The following is a 15,994-nucleotide window of genomic DNA, read 5'->3' as shown; positions in this document are numbered from 1 at the left end:
TGGTGTTGTGCCTTGCCTAGACTCGGTAATAGTTTCGGTACCACCTCACAAATTCAGCGACGCCCGTTTGAACTGTAACGGAAGGCGAAAAATCGACCCATTTGGCCAACGCCGAAACATCAGCCCAGGTTTTTTCAACATCGCCTGCCTGCATGGGCAACAAGTTGCGTTTTGCCTTGATACCCAGAGCGGACTCAAGGCACTCAACGAAGTCCAGAAGCTTTACCGGCTGACCGCGGCCAATGTTGTAAAGCTTGCTAGGAACGGCCGGTGCGACGGCGTCCTTCTCTGGCGACTGCCATGACGGAGGTCTTAACCGAAGGCGTACGATGCTCTCGACAATGTCGTCGACGTAGGTAAAGTCGCGTGACATATTTCCGTCGTTGTAGATATCGATTGGCTGGTTTTCGAGGATCGCCCGGGTAAATTTGAACAGCGCCATATCTGGACGTCCCCACGGCCCGTAGACCGTAAAGAAGCGCAAGCCACTGGCCTGAATACCAAACAAGTGGGAGTAACTGTGCGCCATCAGCTCATTGGCACGCTTGCTGGCGGCATACAGCGAAACCGGGTGATCGACGGCATCTTCGATACAGAACGGTAGCTTGTCGTTCGAGCCATAGACCGAGCTGCTCGAGGCGTAGATCAAATGCCGGGGCATGTGATACCGACAGGCTTCGAGCACATTCAGGAATCCAACCAGATTGGATGAGCCGTATGCATCCGGATTATCCAGGGAATAGCGAACGCCGGCCTGTGCAGCCAGGTGTATCACCTCGCTGAAGGCGTGCGCTTCGAACAAGGCGAGCAATGCTGGCTTGTCGACGATGTCCATGGTTTGAAAACGGAAGTTTTTAAACCCTGATAATGCCTTCAACCGGTCACGCTTGAGCTCAACGCTGTAGTAGTCATTGAGGTTGTCGATACCTAGAACGTCGACACCTTGCTCGCACAAGCGTTTAGCCGTGTGGAAGCCGATAAAACCTGCTGCGCCTGTAATCAGTACCGTCATTCGCTGTCCACCCGCCCACGTCCTATGCCGTAGTAGGCAAGGCCTGCGGCGGCCATGTGCTCGGGGTCAAACAGGTTTCTGCCGTCAAACACCACCCGGTCAGCAAGCAGTTGGGGAACCTGCTCCAGGTCAAGCACGCGGAAATCCTGCCATTCGGTGACGATGACCAACGCATCGGCACCTTGCAATGTGCCTTCCTTGGATGACATCAACTGCAAGTCAGAGCGTTGGCCATAATGACGCTCAAACTCCTGCATCGCTTGAGGATCATGGGCCTGAACCCGCGCACCGGCCTTCCACAAGGCTTCCAGCAACACGCGACTGGAGGCTTCACGAATGTCATCAGTGTTGGGTTTGAACGCAAGCCCCCACACCGCGAAGACCTTGCCGCGCAGTTCGTTGCGATAATGGCGCTGTATCTTTTCGAACAAGCGGTGCTTCTGTCGCTGATTGACCGCGTCTACGGCGCGCAACAGTTGGGTGTCGAAATCCACAAGCTCGGCTGTTTTTTGCAAGGCTGAGAGATCCTTGGGGAAACAGGAACCGCCAAAGCCGCAGCCGGGGTAGATGAAGTCGTAACCAATTCGCGAGTCGGAGCCGATGCCACGTCTGACCATCTCGATATCGGCACCCAAATGCTCCGCCAGGTTGGCCATCTCGTTGATGAAGGAGATTTTCGTGGCGAGCATGCAGTTAGCGGCGTACTTGGTGAGTTCGGCGCTGCGCGCATCCATCTCGATGATTTTTTCGCGATTCCGGCTGAACGGTTGGTAAAGCTCGCGAATCAATTCAATGGTGGCAGGTTGTGCGCCCCCAATAATGATGCGCTCAGGTCGCATGCAATCATTGACGGCGGAGCCTTCCTTGAGAAACTCGGGGTTGCTGACCACTTCAAAACGTAGCGCGCTGCCGTTGGATCGATCGGCAATCATGCTTTTGATCCGGTCGACGGTGCCTACAGGAGAGGTCGATTTATTGATAATGACCTTGTCGTGTGTGGCGTAAGCCATCAGTGTTTCGACCACCGCGAAAACGTTGCGCAGGTCAGCACTGCCGTCCTCACAGGGAGGGGTGCCCACTGCAATAAAGACGATGTCAGCAAAGGCAGTAGCCAACGCGGCGTCCGTGGTGAACTGGAGCCGCCCTGATGCGAGGTTTTTTTCCAACAAAGCTGGGAGACCGGGCTCGAAAATAGGGCAGTGCCCTTCAAGCAGAGAAGCTATACGCTGCTCGTCGACATCCACACAGCACACCGAATGCCCGACTTCGGCAAGGCATGCAGCTTGTGTAAGACCGACGTAGCCGGTTCCAAAAACAGTGACCTTCATCCTTTGCTATTCCTTATCGAAACGCATGCTATAAACCTGGTAGCAGGCAGGCCAAGATGCTTTGCGAGAGCTCTGAAAAAAAATGTCACAAATTTGTTAAAATTTTGTTATTGCGCCAAATTAATCCAGAAACGCAGGAATGCCGCTCAGCCTTGCAGGGCAAGGTGCGGTTCGCGGTAACCGGCTGGGTGTTTGGCTGAAAGAGGGTGGTCAATACAGTGATTACGGCCAGTTTCGCAGAACTGGAAATTCGCTTGTGAAGGGCGCGCCTGGGCCAAGAGCCCATAGATAGGCCTGCTTGTGGATGAAGGGGATTGCTCGAGACGGAAAAGGCGTACCGCAGAAGCCGGCCATCGAAACAGGAGGGAAGAGCACTCAGGGCTTGCGTAACGCGCGCGCAGGGTCCCTCGGCTGGAAGGCCGTTGATCGTTAAGGTGGAATTTTTCGCCAAGCCTTCGTACAGCATGCTCAATCACCTTGATCTGCAATGTCCGCCATTTGGGCGTCGGTGACGGCCTGCCGTCGCATTGCATTTCTTGTTTTTATTGTTGGGCCGATAGACCCATGCCTCATAATCCGTCGAACCTCAGCCTAGAGCGTTATGGCTGCGCCGGAGTTGTGCTACATCAGGTTTTCGCATGCTACCTAGCGGTTGAGGAAAATTCCAGCGCAGGAAGACCCGAAACAAAGTGCAACACGCGTAGGGCAAGGGCCTGCACGGAGGAGGGTGTGGCCTTGCCAGGCTCAAGAAGAACGCAGGGTTTCTTACCGTAATAGACTTATAGTTATACGGTTCTTGTTGTATATTCTTACGAATAATAACCAGCGACTATCACGTGATGAGAGAACCAGAAAGGCGCGCTACTGCTCTAGCGTTGTACCCAGAGGACACACAAGAAGCGGCGGCCTTGCTGAAGCAAGCTGTACCCCTGATGATGCGTCACAGCATCCCTACCAACCCTGTGCACTACGCGCTTTGGTATACGTACTGTAGAGGGCAGGAGCCCGAGCTCAATCACCAACTGGATCGGCTTGTCCTGGAGGAAGGCGGTTTCCCCGCAGAGTCCGCCACCAAGCTTTTTCGCGACTTCATCATTCGAGACGAGTTGGAAGAGGCCCGCGCCGGGCAACAGCAAGCTATCGACCTCGTTGACGACATGGAGCGTGACGTCTCGCATAGCGTAAAGGTTAACCTGAACTTCCAGGCCAGCCTGGAGCATTGCATTGAGATGCTTGATGAACCAATCGCCTTGCCCAGCATACTGAGCGAGTTGCAACAGAGCACCCAGCTCATACAGGATCAACAGGCGCTTTTTCTCGGCCAGCTGCGCGCGGCCCAAAACGAGATCACCAGTCTGCGAGCAAAGCTTGAACGCGTTCAACTCGCGGCTACGGTCGACAGCCTGACACAGGTATTCAACCGAAACACCTTCACACGCTTGCTGGAGCAAGCACTGAGCAAAGGGCCTGATGGCGTAGCATTGGTCATGCTGGACATTGACCACTTCAAGCAGTTCAACGACCAGTACGGGCATCCACTAGGTGATCGCGTACTGCAGCATGTTGGCCAACTACTCCGCAACGCCCTTCCTCCTCATGGCGTAGCGGCGCGCTATGGCGGCGAAGAATTCTGCGTCATCCTGCAACGATGTGCCGATATTGATAGCGTCTATGCCTTTGCCGAGCAGTTGCGCCTGAAAATCCGAACGCTGCGAATCAAGACACGGAGCACAGATGAATTGCTCGACACCGTGACCGCATCATTCGGCGTTGCCTTTGCCGAAAGTGATGACAGCGTGGAGAGTCTTATCACGCGTGCCGACGATGCTCTGTACCGTGCCAAGCGCAATGGCCGTAACCAGGTACAGTGACATTAGCGAGGGGCTGTCAACAGGGCAGGGTGGCGAGTTGCACCTGCCCTATGTCAGCCGCTTTATCGTGGCGTCTGCAGCATGAAGGCTACACGCCGTCCGGGATCTTCGATTGCATCATTTTTCTTCGATCCAGTCTTCTACCGTCCACAATGAACGTGCCATCCCCCACAGCATGAAGCGTTCGCTGCTCTTTGCGTGAACTGTCGAAGTATGCGGCGATGCCTTCAAGGACAACGATGTTGTATTTTTCGACGATATCAATGACCTTGCATTCGATATTCGCCACGCACTCTTTAATCAAGGGCGCCCTAACATGCTTTCCTTTCACTGGCGTTAGCCCGAACGTTGCAAATTTGTTGGTGTCGGCGCCACTGCAGGTTCCAATACCCACAACATGATCAATCAGATCCACCGTAGGAATTGAAATCACGCACGCCCTGGATTTACTGAGCGCGGCGTATGAGTAGTTCCAAGGCCCCGTGGTGATCGCAATGATCGGCGTAAAGTCAACCACCATGGTCCACGAGAGGGTCATTATATTGTTCTTCTCACCCTCATTCGTGGTAACGAAAACAACCGGACCTGATTCGATCAGCGTGAACGCTTTACTGATGTTCATCTTTTCCATCACGTTGCGCTCACTCCAGCGTTTTTTTAGATCTGCCGTCGAGGGTGACGCCATGACGCAGTACGTCAATACAGAATTCCGCTTCATAAGGCGGAACGTTGCATTCGACAATATCATGGGCAGCGACTTGTAGATGTACACCGACAATATCGGCATGGACTGGTTGTTGACAGACATGCCGGTCGACCAGTACTGCAGTGTAGATCCGGCGAGCGCCGAGTTGCGCGAGATAAGCGCAGGTACGCAGGAGCGAGTGGCCTTCAAAAAGCACATCATCGACAATCAACAAGGTGTTACCCGCGAGGTCTAGCGCACCCAGAAGCGGGTTTTCGGTCAATTGCGTGTGGGTATGCAGCACTTTCAGGTCATCGGCATAGCGCTTGACCTTCAGCGGATACAGCGGCAGTTCCGGCAGGCCGGTCTGACATGACAGAAGTCGTTGTAAACGCTGGGCCAGGGGCTCACCACGGCGCTGGATACCGATCAGTACGGCTTGAGTAGGCGGCAACAGCGCAGCAGCCTGTCTTGCCATCGCCTGCAATATGCAATCGAGTTCATCACTGTCGTACAAACGCAACCGCTGACCCGAATGTGTGATCGGCATGGCACGCTCCCGTTGAGGGCGACAGATTGATCATAGCCCAAGGGGCGGTGTTGCTTTGGCGATTTCCCATGAAGTAAGGGTAGGGTTAGTAGTGGGGTGAATCACCGGTGATTCATAATTTGGCGTACCCGATGGGTCAGGGAGCTTCTACCTATACATCGCCGTAAATATCTTCGATCTGCTGCCCCTGAAGGACCTGTATTGGCTAAGTGCCAGATCAGAGAGGCGAGGACTGCTAATGCGCAGGAAAATCCGCCTTGGCGGCGATGGACCTTCTTCAGCCCCATCAACGGCAGGCGGATGTAAACGGTTTCCGCGGGCTACTGAATCAGCGGCACGCCACTGAGCTTCTGCAACTGGTCGAAGTCGATATCGGCACAGATCTCTAACACTTTCAGTCCATCGGACGTCACTTCCAGCACGGCCAGGTCGGTGTAGATGCGACTGACGCAACCGATGCCGGTCAGGGGGTAAGTGCACTCGGGCACGAGCTTGCTTTCGCCTGACTTGGTCAGGTGGTCCATCATCACGAACACCTGGCGGGCGCCTGTGGCGAGGTCCATCGCGCCGCCTACGGCCGGGATTGAACCTTCGGCGCCGGTGTGCCAGTTGGCAAGATCGCCCTTGACCGACACTTGGAAGGCGCCCAGTACGGCGATGTCAAGGTGGCCGCCACGCATCATCGAGAAGGAATCGGCGTGGTGGAAGTAGGCGCCACCGGTGAGCAGGGTCACGTGCTGCTTGCCTGCGTTGATCAGGTCATCGTCTTCCTCGCCTGGAGCGGGGCTCGGGCCCATGCCCAGTAGACCGTTCTCGCTGTGCAGGAATACTTCCTTGTCGCCCAGGTAGTTGGCCACTAGGGTCGGTGCGCCGATGCCCAGGTTTACGTACGCGCCTTCCTGGATGTCTGCAGCCACGCGCTGGGCCATCTCGGTGCGGGAGAACTTTTTGGTGATGGTCATGGCAGGCCTCAGACAGCTTTGGCGATCGAAGAAGCGGCAGCGCCGGTGACGGCGACCACGCGCTGGACGAAGATACCCGGGGTGATGATGTGTTCCGGGTCCAGCTCACCGAGTTCGACGATCTGGTCGACCTGGGCGATGGCAGTCTTGGCGGCCATGGCCATGATCGGGCCGAAGTTGCGGGCGGCCTTGCGGTAGATCAGGTTGCCCCAACGGTCACCCTTGTGCGCCTTGATCAGCGCGAAGTCGGCGTGCAGCGGCATTTCCAGAACGTACTGGCGGCCGTCGATTTCTCGGGTTTCCTTGCCCTCGGCAAGCAGGGTGCCGTAGCCGGTCGGCGAGAAGAAGGCACCGATGCCTGAGCCCGCAGCGCGGATACGCTCGGCCAGGTTACCTTGCGGTACCACTTCCAGCTCGATCTTGCCGGCCCGGTACAGTTCGTCGAACACGTAGGAGTCCGACTGGCGCGGGAAAGAGCAGACCACCTTACGTACGCTGCCCGCCTTGAGCAGAGCAGCAAGACCGACCTCACCGTTGCCGGCATTGTTGCTGATGATGGTCAGGTCGCGGGTACCGGTGGCGATCAGGGCATCGATCAGCTCAGACGGCATGCCGGCAGTGCCAAAGCCACCGACCATGATGGTCGAACCGTCGGTGATCCCTTCCACCGCGCTGGCGATGGACTCAAACGTTTTATTAATCAAAGCGAGCTCCTGGTTTTCCTGGAGTGTGAGTTGTCAAGCTGGCCCTCGCGCTGCGAAGCGGTGGGCCAATCAGCACCTAGGAAGTATTTGGTGACTGCGCAATAGCGTGCCGCAAGATTGGGCACAAGTAGAGAGACCTAAACGGATGTTGTGCGGTTATCGAACTGTTGTGCGAAATGCGACCATCAATTCTGGAGTTCGTTGTGTAAGGCAGAACGTTGAGGGTGCATAAGAAATCCAGCCTGAAATGATTGCCGACTCTCGAATGGTGGCCGCTACCTGCGAGTGTCGCCCGCAAGCGGCGGCCGCCCCCGTTAGATTGCCAATGCTCGTTCCCGAAGTTCTGCGTTCAATATGCGATCGTTTTCGCTGTAGTCGACTGGGCAATCGATCACATGCACACCTGGGTTAGAAATGCAGTGATCGAGCAACGGCAGCAAGGCGTCTACATATTCCACGCGGTGGCCTTGGGCACCATAGGCCTCGGCGTATTTGACAAAGTCTGGGTTGCCGTAATTCAGGCCGAAATCGGTGAAGCCCATGTTGGCCTGCTTCCAGCGGATCATGCCGTAGCCGTCGTCACGCAGGATTACCACGGTGATGTGCATGCCCAGACGCACAGCCGTTTCCAGTTCCTGGCTGTTCATCATGAAGCCGCCGTCGCCGCAGACCGAGATTACCGGGCGGTCCGGATACACTAGGTGCGCGGCCATGGCAGATGGCAGGCCGGCGCCCATGGTCGCCAGGGCGTTGTCGAGTAATACGGTGTTTGGCTTGTGGGCCTTGTAGTTGCCGGCGAACCAGATCTTGTAGATGCCATTGTCCATGGCCACGATGCCTTCGGACGGCAGCGCGCGACGGATGTCTGCGACCATACGCTGCGGGTAAACCGGGAAGCGGTTGTCGTCGGCGCCTTCGGTGATCTGGGCTTCGTTCGCTTCACGGATCGCCATCAGGCGGGTGAAGTCCCAGTGCGCGGTGTCGGTCAGTGCTTCGCTGATCTGCCACACGGCGTTGGCGATGTCGCCTATTACTTCCACCTGCGGGAAGTACACGGCATCGACCTCAGCAGAGCGGAAGTTGATGTGGATGACTTCAATGCCGCCACGGACCATGAAGAACGGTGGCTTTTCGATCACGTCGTGGCCGATGTTGACGATCAGGTCGGCAGCTTTAACCGCACGATGTACGAAATCGCCGGACGACAGTGCAGCGTTGCCGAGGAAGCGTGGATGGCGCTCGTCGACCACACCTTTACCCATTTGGGTGGTGATGAACGGGATGCCTGTCTTGTCGATTAGTTGCTTGAGGACCTTGGCTGTTACCTTAGTTGTACTCAGTAAAAGCAGGCATGTATTGCCCGCGGTTTCACGGCTTGCGTGTGAGGTGACGCAACCCGATTCGGTCCGGCGTGTTCGGTAATGCCTGGTCAAAACCTCGGGTTAAGCGCCGAATTAGTCAGTCAGTCGAGCGTCCGCAACCTAAGCTGCCTCGACATTCATCGTTGCAATAATTCCGTAAGCGAAACGCTTTAGTACGGGGCTTTTCTGGCTGCCGCTGATGTCCGTATTGAGCCACTGAGCCTGGTTGAAAAGCATGCCAATGACCGCGTCTGCAGCCATCGAGAGCGTGATGTGCGGCAGGTGGGTTGTCCTGATGAGGTCCTTGATGATGTCCGAAAGCAGCTGGATGTATTCGGCTTTCAGGGCATTGAATTCTTCTGCTTGCGCTTCGGTTAGGTTGATCTGCTCACGAGCCAGCAGGACTGCTCTGCTATTCGAGTTTTGCTTGAAGGCAAGGAATGTGTCGATGAAACAGTTCAGCCGTTCATGCGCCTGCGCTTTACGGCGGAGGTTCTGCTGCGTGTAAAACAGCAGCTCACTGATTGCGTCCTCCATGAGCTCAAACAGGAGGGACTGCTTACTTTCGATGTGGTGATAAAGCGATCCAGCTTTTATGCCAACGTGATCTGCCAAATCCCGCAATCCGATTGCTTGATAGCCGTAAGCTGCAAAGAGCTCGCAAGCGCCCTCTAAGATGCGATCGCGGGCGTTTTTCACGTCGAAAGCTGTCATGACCGAGGCCCTTTTCGTATTTTTGCTATTGGCGGATTTGTTGACTAAATGTAAGACAACAGGCATCTTACAGTAAAGCGTTTATCGGAGGAGCTTGGCATGAACGATCAAACCGTGGTGATTGTGGGTGGTGCGTCGGGTTTGGGCCTGGAAACGGCTCGATTGATGGTTAAGCGTGGGGCAAGCAAGATTGGCCTGATCGACCGTAACGAGCAGTTGCTGGTACAGGCGGCTGAGGAGCTGCGTGGTCAGGGAGCTGAGGTGGCGACCGCTATTGGCGACATCGCTCGGCAGGAAACCGCCCACGCTGCTTTCCAGCAGATCGTGGATGCGCTTGGCCGTGTGCATTGTTTGGTGAACAGCGCCGCCATTTACCCTCGTAAAGACATTCTCGAGATTACTGATGACGAGTGGGATCTGGAGAACGCGGTCAATATCAAGGGCACGTACCACATGATGGTGGCTGCAGTGCGTCACATGCAGCAGTACGTCGCGGCCCCGGCTGTGACCGGCCGTATCGTCAACGTCACCTCGGTTGATGCCTTCAAAGCTCACCCGCAGAACGCCCATTACGCTGCAACCAAAGCTGCAGTTGTTAGCCTCACCAAGTCGTTTGCTCAGGCGTGTGCAAAGGATCAGATTCTCGTCAACTCGGTAGCTCCAGCAGGCTTCGCGACTGAGCGTGCTAAGCAGCTTGGTTTCCTTGGCGAGCTGGCCGCAGCTAACCCACTGGGTCGTGCTGCTGAACCGGCTGAGATTGCTGAATGGATCGTGATGATGGGCAGCAGCCGTAACAGCTATGCCACCGGCGAAAACGTCATCGTTAGCGGGGGCTACATCTATGCCTAATGCAGCATTGCCCGCAGGTTACCGACGCGCGCTAGTCACTGGTGCTACCAGTGGTATTGGCAAGGCCATCGTGTTGGCCTTGCGCGATGCAGGGTTGGAAGTCATCGCCGTAGGACGGAGTCGCGAATCGCTAGCGGAGCTGGCTAGCGAATCAGGCGTCACTACTCTCGAGGCCGACGTTCGCGATGTGGGCGCGTTCAAAGCTGCCCTCGAAGGGCAGGCGATTGATGTCTTGGTCAATAACGCCGGCATCCTTTCCACGCGCGCGTCCTTCCAGGAAATTGAAGAGACCGAAATCGACAATATGCTCGATATCAATCTCAAGGCGCCGCTTTATCTCGCTCGGCAAGTTCTTCCTGGCATGGTTGAGCGACACACCGGTCATCTTTTCTTTATCGGCTCCAGCGCCGGACGGGCTCCGCATCCAGGAGCTGCGGTATACGGCGCGTCCAAAGCAGGTGTGAGCCTGTTCTGCGATGCGTTGCGTTGCGATCTTCTGGGGACAGGTGTTCGTGTTACAGAAATTGCGCCGGGCCGGGTCCAGACGCAGCTGTACCGCACTGCTATGGGCATGCAAGCTGCTGGTAGCGAGCTTTATGACGGCTATGAGTCGATTCAGCCGCAAGACATCGCTGAGCTGCTGCTGGCCGCCTTGCGCATGCCTGCCGCCGTTGATGTATCCCGTCTTGAAGTATTCCCGACCGCGCAAGCTGTCGGCGGGGCAAGGATGATCAAGACACTTGGCTAACGCCTTGGTATGAAGCTTCGTGGGTAGAAGGCGAGGCCACCCTTGCAAGGAAAAGGTCTGGAGCAATCCAGACTTCTTGGAGGGGTGGCCTTTATTTTAGGTCGGATCATTTTTTTATGACCATTTGACCTCAAATCTTGGCGCCCAACCCCTTGACCACATGTAAGACAACATATAACTTACATTGAAGCCGACCATTTAGTGGGCGGATACAACTACAAAGCAGGGGATATGACGATGACTGCGACATCATGCCGGGTCGGCGTGGACATTGGCGGCACTTTTACCGATATCGCGCTGGATGTGGATGGCGTGCTCCATTCGACCAAGATCCTGACCGACTACGAGTTGCCTGAGCGAGCGATCCTGACCGGCGTCAAGCAGGTTGTAGAAGCCGCCGGCCTGTCTCTCTCCGACATCCACCAGTTGATCCATGGTACGACCTTGGCGACCAACGCGCTCATCGAGCGTCGCGGAGCACGCACTGCCTTCATCACCACGGAAGGTTTCCGTGACACGCTGGAAATGCGCACCGAGAACCGCTTCGAGCAGTACGACATCAACATCGTCCTGCCGCCACCGCTAATCGCTCGAGAAGATCGTTTCACCCTGCGCGAGCGCTTGGGTGTGAAGGGCAATGTCCTGATCGCCCCGGCCAAAGCGGAAATTGACGCTCTGGTGGAACGAGTCGCCCAAGGTAACTATGAAAGTGTCGCGATCGGTTTCATCCACAGCTATGTCAATGGTGCCCACGAGCGCCAGTTGCGCGATGCTCTGCAGGCGCGCTTGCCGCAGCTGTCCATTTCGATTTCCAGCGAAGTCTCGCCGCAGATGCGCGAGTTCGAGCGTTTCAACACTGTCTGCGCCAACGCCTACGTCAAGCCACTGATCAAGTCCTACCTGGACCGCCTGGTGGTCACGCTCAAAAAGGAAGGCGCCGATTGCCCGGTGTTCATGATCCACTCCGGTGGCGGCATTATCTCGGTTGAGAGTGCTGCTGAGTTTCCGGTGCGTCTGGTTGAATCGGGGCCGGCTGGCGGCGCTATCTTCGCTGCGGATATCGCCCGTCGTTACAAGCTCGACTCGGTTGTTTCCTTCGATATGGGCGGTACGACTGCCAAGATTTGTTTGATTGAAAACCAGGTTCCTAAAACCGCAAAAACCTTCGAAGTGGCACGGACCTACCGTTTCAAGAAGGGCAGCGGCATGCCGATTTCCATCCCGGTTGTGGAGATGGTCGAGATTGGTGCCGGTGGTGGTTCTATCGCAAGCATCGACAGCATGCGCCAGATCCGTGTGGGCCCTCACAGTGCTGCGTCCGAACCTGGCCCAGCTTGCTATAACCGAGGCGGCCTGGAGCCGACAATTACCGACGCCAACCTACTGCTTGGCCGATTGGACGCTGACAACTTCGCTGGCGGTGCCCTGCGCCTGTCCACCGAGAAGGGGGCGGCAGCCATGGGTCGGGTGATTGGTAACCCGCTGGGTATGGATTCTGATACTGCAGCCTTTGGTGTCTGCGAAGTGGTCGACGAAAACATGGCTAACGCTGGCCGCGTCCATGCCGTTGAGAGCGGGAAAGATATCGCCGATTACACCATGATCACCTTTGGCGGCGGTGGCCCACTGCATGCTGCACGCCTGTGCGAAAAGATGGGTGTTTCTCGATTCGTAGTACCAGCCGGTGCAGGCGTCGGCTCTGCAATTGGCTTCCTGCGCGCGCCGTTCGGCTACGAAGCCGTTCGAAGCTCCTTTGTTCGTCTATCAGAATTCGACGCAGCCGCTGTTAACAAATTGATCGATGAAATGAAAGCCGAATCCATGGGCTTCCTGCGTCAGGGTATGCCGGAAGGCGAGGCTGAAATGGATTGCACTGCTTTCATGCGGTACGTCGGCCAAGGCTGGGAAATCCCTGTTGGGTTGCCGTTCAAAGCATTCACTGCAGCTGACACTGTCCAGTTCAAGGCCCTCTTTGAAGAAGCCTACACCCGCTTCTTCGGTCGCCCAATCGAAGGGCCGGACATTGAAATTGTCAGTTGGTCGGTCAGAGCCAGCTCGCCGCTTCCTCCTGTGAAACACATCGACGAAGTCGGAGCCGCTTATCGAGCTCAAGAAGTGTCGCGCCGCAAGGTATTCGACGTCGCTGCAGGTGGCTTTGTAGATGCGGGTATTCATCCGCGTGAAGAGCTGCAGATTGGTGCACGCGTCGATGGCCCGGCCATCATTGTCGAGCGCGAGACCTCTACCTTCGTCACTTCGAACTTCACCGCCACGGTCCAGCCCGACGGCTGCCTCTTGGTTGTTCGTCGCTAACGTCTCACATCGGAAGAAAGAACCATGAGCGAAACCATGATCGACATTCAAATGCAGGTGATGTGGAACCGACTGGTCTCGGTGGTCGAAGAACAAGCCCTGACGCTGATCCGTACCGCCTTTTCCACTAGCGTTCGTGAGGCGGGCGACCTGTCCGCTGGTGTATTCGACCGTGCAGGCAACATGCTGGCCCAAGCCGTAACCGGTACCCCTGGTCATGTGAACACCATGGCCGAGGCAGTAGTGCACTTCATCAATGACATTGGTGCAGACAATATCTTTGAAGGTGACGTCTACGTGACCAACGACCCGTGGAAGGGTACGGGCCACCTGCACGATATCACCATCGTCTCGCCGTCATTCTTCAAGGGAAAACTGATCGGCTACTTCGCAAGTACTGCTCACGTTGTGGATATCGGCGGTCGCGGCTTTGGTCCTGACGCACGTGAAGTTTATGAAGAGGGTCTGATGATCCCTGTGCTCAAGCTCTTTGAGCGCGGCCAGGTCAATCGCGATTTCATCAACATTCTGCGCAATAACGTACGTGAAAACGACCGAGTCGTCGGCGACTTCTATGCGCTGTCGGCCTGTAACGAAACTGGTCACAAACGTCTGCTCGACATGCTGGAAGAGTTCCAGCTGGACGATCTGGAGCACATCGGTGGCTTCATCCTGGAGCACAGCCGTCGCGCTACTCTGGAATGTTTCAAGTCGCTTCCGCACGGTACTTACAGCAATAGCATGACCCTGGATGGTTATGATGTGCCAGTGACCCTGGCCGTGACCCTCACTGTCAGTCCTGACGGGATTACCACTGACTTCACCGGTACTTCCGGCATGAGTCAGTTTGGCATCAACGTTCCTCTGGGTTATGCCAAAGCGTATGCCTGCTACGGTTTGAAGTGCATCGTCGCCCCGGAAATTCCAAACAACTCTGCATCGCTGGCACCATTTGAAGTAACGGCACCGGAAGGCTGCATCCTGAATGCTAAGCATCCAGCTCCAGTTTCCGTGCGTCACGTGCTGGGCCACTTCGTTCCAGACCTGGTCCTGGGTGCATTGCATAAGTGCTTGCCAGGTAAGGTACCCGCTGAAGGCGCCAGTGCCCTGTGGAACCTGCACCTGAGCGTCCGTCCGCTGGAGAGCAACCCGAACGGCCGCAACGCAGAAATGCTGATGTTCAACAGCGGTGGTATGGGCGCTCGCTCGGCAATGGATGGTTTGAGCGCGACAGCTTTCCCAAGCGGGGTACACACCATGCCCGTGGAAGCTACCGAACATGCCGGGCCGGTCGTTGTTTGGCGAAAAGAGCTTCGTGAAGGCTCAGGTGGCGCCGGTGAGCTTCGTGGCGGTCTGGGTCAGGAGATCGAGGTTTCCGCTGCTGAGGGTTACAGCTTCCGCTTCAGCGCCATGTTCGACCGTATCCAGCATGCTGCTCGTGGCCTGGAGGGCGGTAAGTCAGGAGCTCAAGGCTTTGTCGGTCTTGATGACGGCACTGTGCTGCGAGGTAAAGGCCAGCAGTTTGTGCCGGCCGACCGCCGCCTGGTCTTGAGCCTCCCTGGCGGTGGTGGCTATGGCGACCCGCTTAAGCGTGATCGTGATCAAGTAGCGCGCGATGTTCGCTTCGGTTACATCAGCGCCCAACAGGCGCGTGAAGACTACGGCTTCGAAGCCGCTCAGGAGCGCTGAGCCATGGAAATCCAAAGCAGCCGCGTTCGCGCGGTCAAAAGTTCGCCGAGCATGGCAGTGTCGATCCTGGCTAAGCAGATGCTTGCCAAAGGCGAACCGGTGATCAACCTGAGCCTGGGTGAGCCTGACTTCAATGTGCCGGCCCACGTCATTGAAGCCGCTCACCAAGCCATGCTGGCTGGCAACAACCACTACACCGCTCCAAATGGTCTGGAAGAGTTGCGCCAAGCCGTTGTGAATAAGTTTGAACGGGAAAACGGCCTCAAGTATGGGTTGGATGAAATCTGCGTTGGCAACGGTGCCAAGCAGCTTCTGTTCAATGCTTTTCTGGCCACGTTGGAGCCTGGTGATGAGGTGATCACACCGGCGCCGTACTGGGTGTCCTACACCGACATGGCCATGCTCAATGGCGGGGTACCAAAAGTTATTCCTTGCGGAGCAGAGTACGGGTTCAAGCTGGATCCTGAGCGCCTGGAAGCAGCAATCACCCCTCGCACACGCTGGTTGATGCTGAACTCGCCAAACAATCCCTGTGGCGCTATTTACACTCGAGAAGAGTTCGCTGCGCTCGGTGCCGTACTGGAGCGTCACCCACATGTATTGGTGATCTCTGATGAGATCTACGAACACATTGTCCTGGGTGACAAACCGTTTGTGTCCTTCGTCGTCGCATGCCCGCAACTGCGCGAGCGGACATTGCTGATCAATGGTGTTTCAAAAGCCTATGCCATGACCGGCTATCGCTTGGGTTATGCAGCTGGGTCTAAAGAACTGATCGTGGCGATGAACAAGACCCAGTCGCAGACCACGACCTGCCCATCGGTGATTTCGCAATTGGCCGCGGCCGCAGCGCTTAATGGTCCTCAGGACTTCGTTCGTGCAGCGAATCGTGAGTACCAAGCTCGCGGAGCACTGGTCGTGCGAGGCCTCGCGGAAATCGATGGTTTGTCTTTGCAGATGCCAGATGGCGCGTTCTATGCCTTCCCAAATGTCGCTGCGTTCATTGGTAAGCGCACGCCAGATGGTCAGGTCATTTCAAACGATGCGGATCTCTCATCCTATCTGCTGAGAGTGGGCAAGGTCGCGACAGTACCTGGATCAGCTTTCGGGCTGGAGCCTTATGTACGTCTTTCCTTCGCCACTTCCCAGCAGGAGCTGGAACAGGCCCTGGGTCAACTGCGCGAAGCTTTCGCTGCACTGGTCTGAAA

At 56.2% G+C, this 15,994-nt stretch carries 13 protein-coding genes and 1 pseudogene; 6 read left to right on the top strand and 8 right to left on the bottom strand.

What is annotated here, in order from left to right; translation table 11 throughout:
- Window positions 1-16: 16 nt before the first annotated feature.
- Both UIA24_RS08090 and UIA24_RS08085 read right to left on the bottom strand, forming a co-directional pair.
- A complete protein-coding gene (locus UIA24_RS08090) occupies window positions 17-1,012 on the bottom strand; it encodes an NAD-dependent epimerase (RefSeq protein WP_099774811.1) in 996 nt (331 codons plus the stop codon).
- Complete coding sequence (locus tag UIA24_RS08085; protein WP_099774813.1) at window positions 1,009-2,340, bottom strand: UDP-glucose dehydrogenase family protein; 1,332 nt, start codon at window positions 2,338-2,340, stop codon at window positions 1,009-1,011. Before UIA24_RS08085 ends, UIA24_RS08090 begins: the two co-directional genes overlap by 4 nt.
- Before the next feature lie 839 nt (window positions 2,341-3,179).
- Here UIA24_RS08085 and UIA24_RS08080 point away from each other — a divergent pair.
- A complete protein-coding gene (locus UIA24_RS08080; RefSeq protein WP_065757766.1) occupies window positions 3,180-4,211 on the top strand; it encodes a GGDEF domain-containing protein in 1,032 nt (343 codons plus the stop codon).
- An 88-nt stretch (window positions 4,212-4,299) separates the two neighbouring features.
- On the opposite strand, the gene UIA24_RS08075 is transcribed toward UIA24_RS08080, so the two are convergent.
- The 6 genes and pseudogenes from UIA24_RS08075 to UIA24_RS08050 form a co-directional block, all read right to left on the bottom strand.
- Complete coding sequence (locus UIA24_RS08075) at window positions 4,300-4,842, bottom strand: flavin reductase family protein (RefSeq protein ID WP_102052331.1); 543 nt, start codon at window positions 4,840-4,842, stop codon at window positions 4,300-4,302.
- Window positions 4,843-4,852: 10 nt separating this feature from the next.
- Window positions 4,853-5,446, bottom strand: coding sequence for a phosphoribosyltransferase family protein (locus tag UIA24_RS08070; protein ID WP_330522598.1), 594 nt, complete (start codon window positions 5,444-5,446; stop codon window positions 4,853-4,855).
- Between the two features lie 320 nt (window positions 5,447-5,766).
- A complete protein-coding gene (locus UIA24_RS08065) occupies window positions 5,767-6,408 on the bottom strand; it encodes a 3-oxoacid CoA-transferase subunit B (protein WP_099774821.1) in 642 nt (213 codons plus the stop codon).
- Between the two features lie 8 nt (window positions 6,409-6,416).
- On the bottom strand, window positions 6,417-7,112 hold the full coding sequence (locus UIA24_RS08060) for a 3-oxoacid CoA-transferase subunit A (RefSeq protein ID WP_065757762.1): 696 nt from the start codon (window positions 7,110-7,112) through the stop codon (window positions 6,417-6,419).
- A 314-nt stretch (window positions 7,113-7,426) separates the two neighbouring features.
- Window positions 7,427-8,440, bottom strand: a pseudogene (locus UIA24_RS08055) (acetolactate synthase large subunit); the annotation flags it as partial.
- A 153-nt stretch (window positions 8,441-8,593) separates the two neighbouring features.
- A complete protein-coding gene (locus UIA24_RS08050; protein ID WP_330522597.1) occupies window positions 8,594-9,187 on the bottom strand; it encodes a TetR/AcrR family transcriptional regulator in 594 nt (197 codons plus the stop codon).
- Window positions 9,188-9,286: 99 nt separating this feature from the next.
- Here UIA24_RS08050 and UIA24_RS08045 point away from each other — a divergent pair, with 99 nt between their 5' ends.
- The 5 genes from UIA24_RS08045 (at window position 9,287) to UIA24_RS08025 (ending at window position 15,992) form a co-directional block, all read left to right on the top strand.
- Entirely contained in the window at window positions 9,287-10,036 is a 750-nt protein-coding gene (locus UIA24_RS08045; protein ID WP_330522596.1) for an SDR family NAD(P)-dependent oxidoreductase, read from the top strand.
- Window positions 10,029-10,784: an SDR family oxidoreductase gene (locus tag UIA24_RS08040; protein ID WP_330522595.1), complete on the top strand. Its 756-nt coding sequence runs from the start codon at window positions 10,029-10,031 to the stop codon at window positions 10,782-10,784. The genes UIA24_RS08045 and UIA24_RS08040 overlap by 8 nt, the downstream gene beginning before the upstream one ends.
- Window positions 10,785-11,021: 237 nt before the next feature.
- Window positions 11,022-13,097 (top strand): hydantoinase/oxoprolinase family protein, encoded by a 2,076-nt coding sequence (locus UIA24_RS08035; protein ID WP_330522594.1) that lies wholly within the window; start codon window positions 11,022-11,024, stop codon window positions 13,095-13,097.
- A 36-nt stretch (window positions 13,098-13,133) separates the two neighbouring features.
- Window positions 13,134-14,786, top strand: a complete 1,653-nt coding sequence (locus UIA24_RS08030; RefSeq protein ID WP_330522593.1) for a hydantoinase B/oxoprolinase family protein — start codon at window positions 13,134-13,136, stop codon at window positions 14,784-14,786.
- A gap of 3 nt (window positions 14,787-14,789) precedes the next feature.
- Entirely contained in the window at window positions 14,790-15,992 is a 1,203-nt protein-coding gene (locus tag UIA24_RS08025) for a pyridoxal phosphate-dependent aminotransferase (protein ID WP_330522592.1), read from the top strand.
- Window positions 15,993-15,994: the final 2 nt, after the last annotated feature.

Source organism: Pseudomonas sp. AL 58, from assembly GCF_036348395.1.
GTDB classification, from domain to species: Bacteria; Pseudomonadota; Gammaproteobacteria; order Pseudomonadales; family Pseudomonadaceae; genus Aquipseudomonas; species Aquipseudomonas defluvii.
This window is presented reverse-complemented; position numbering and strand designations above follow the sequence as displayed.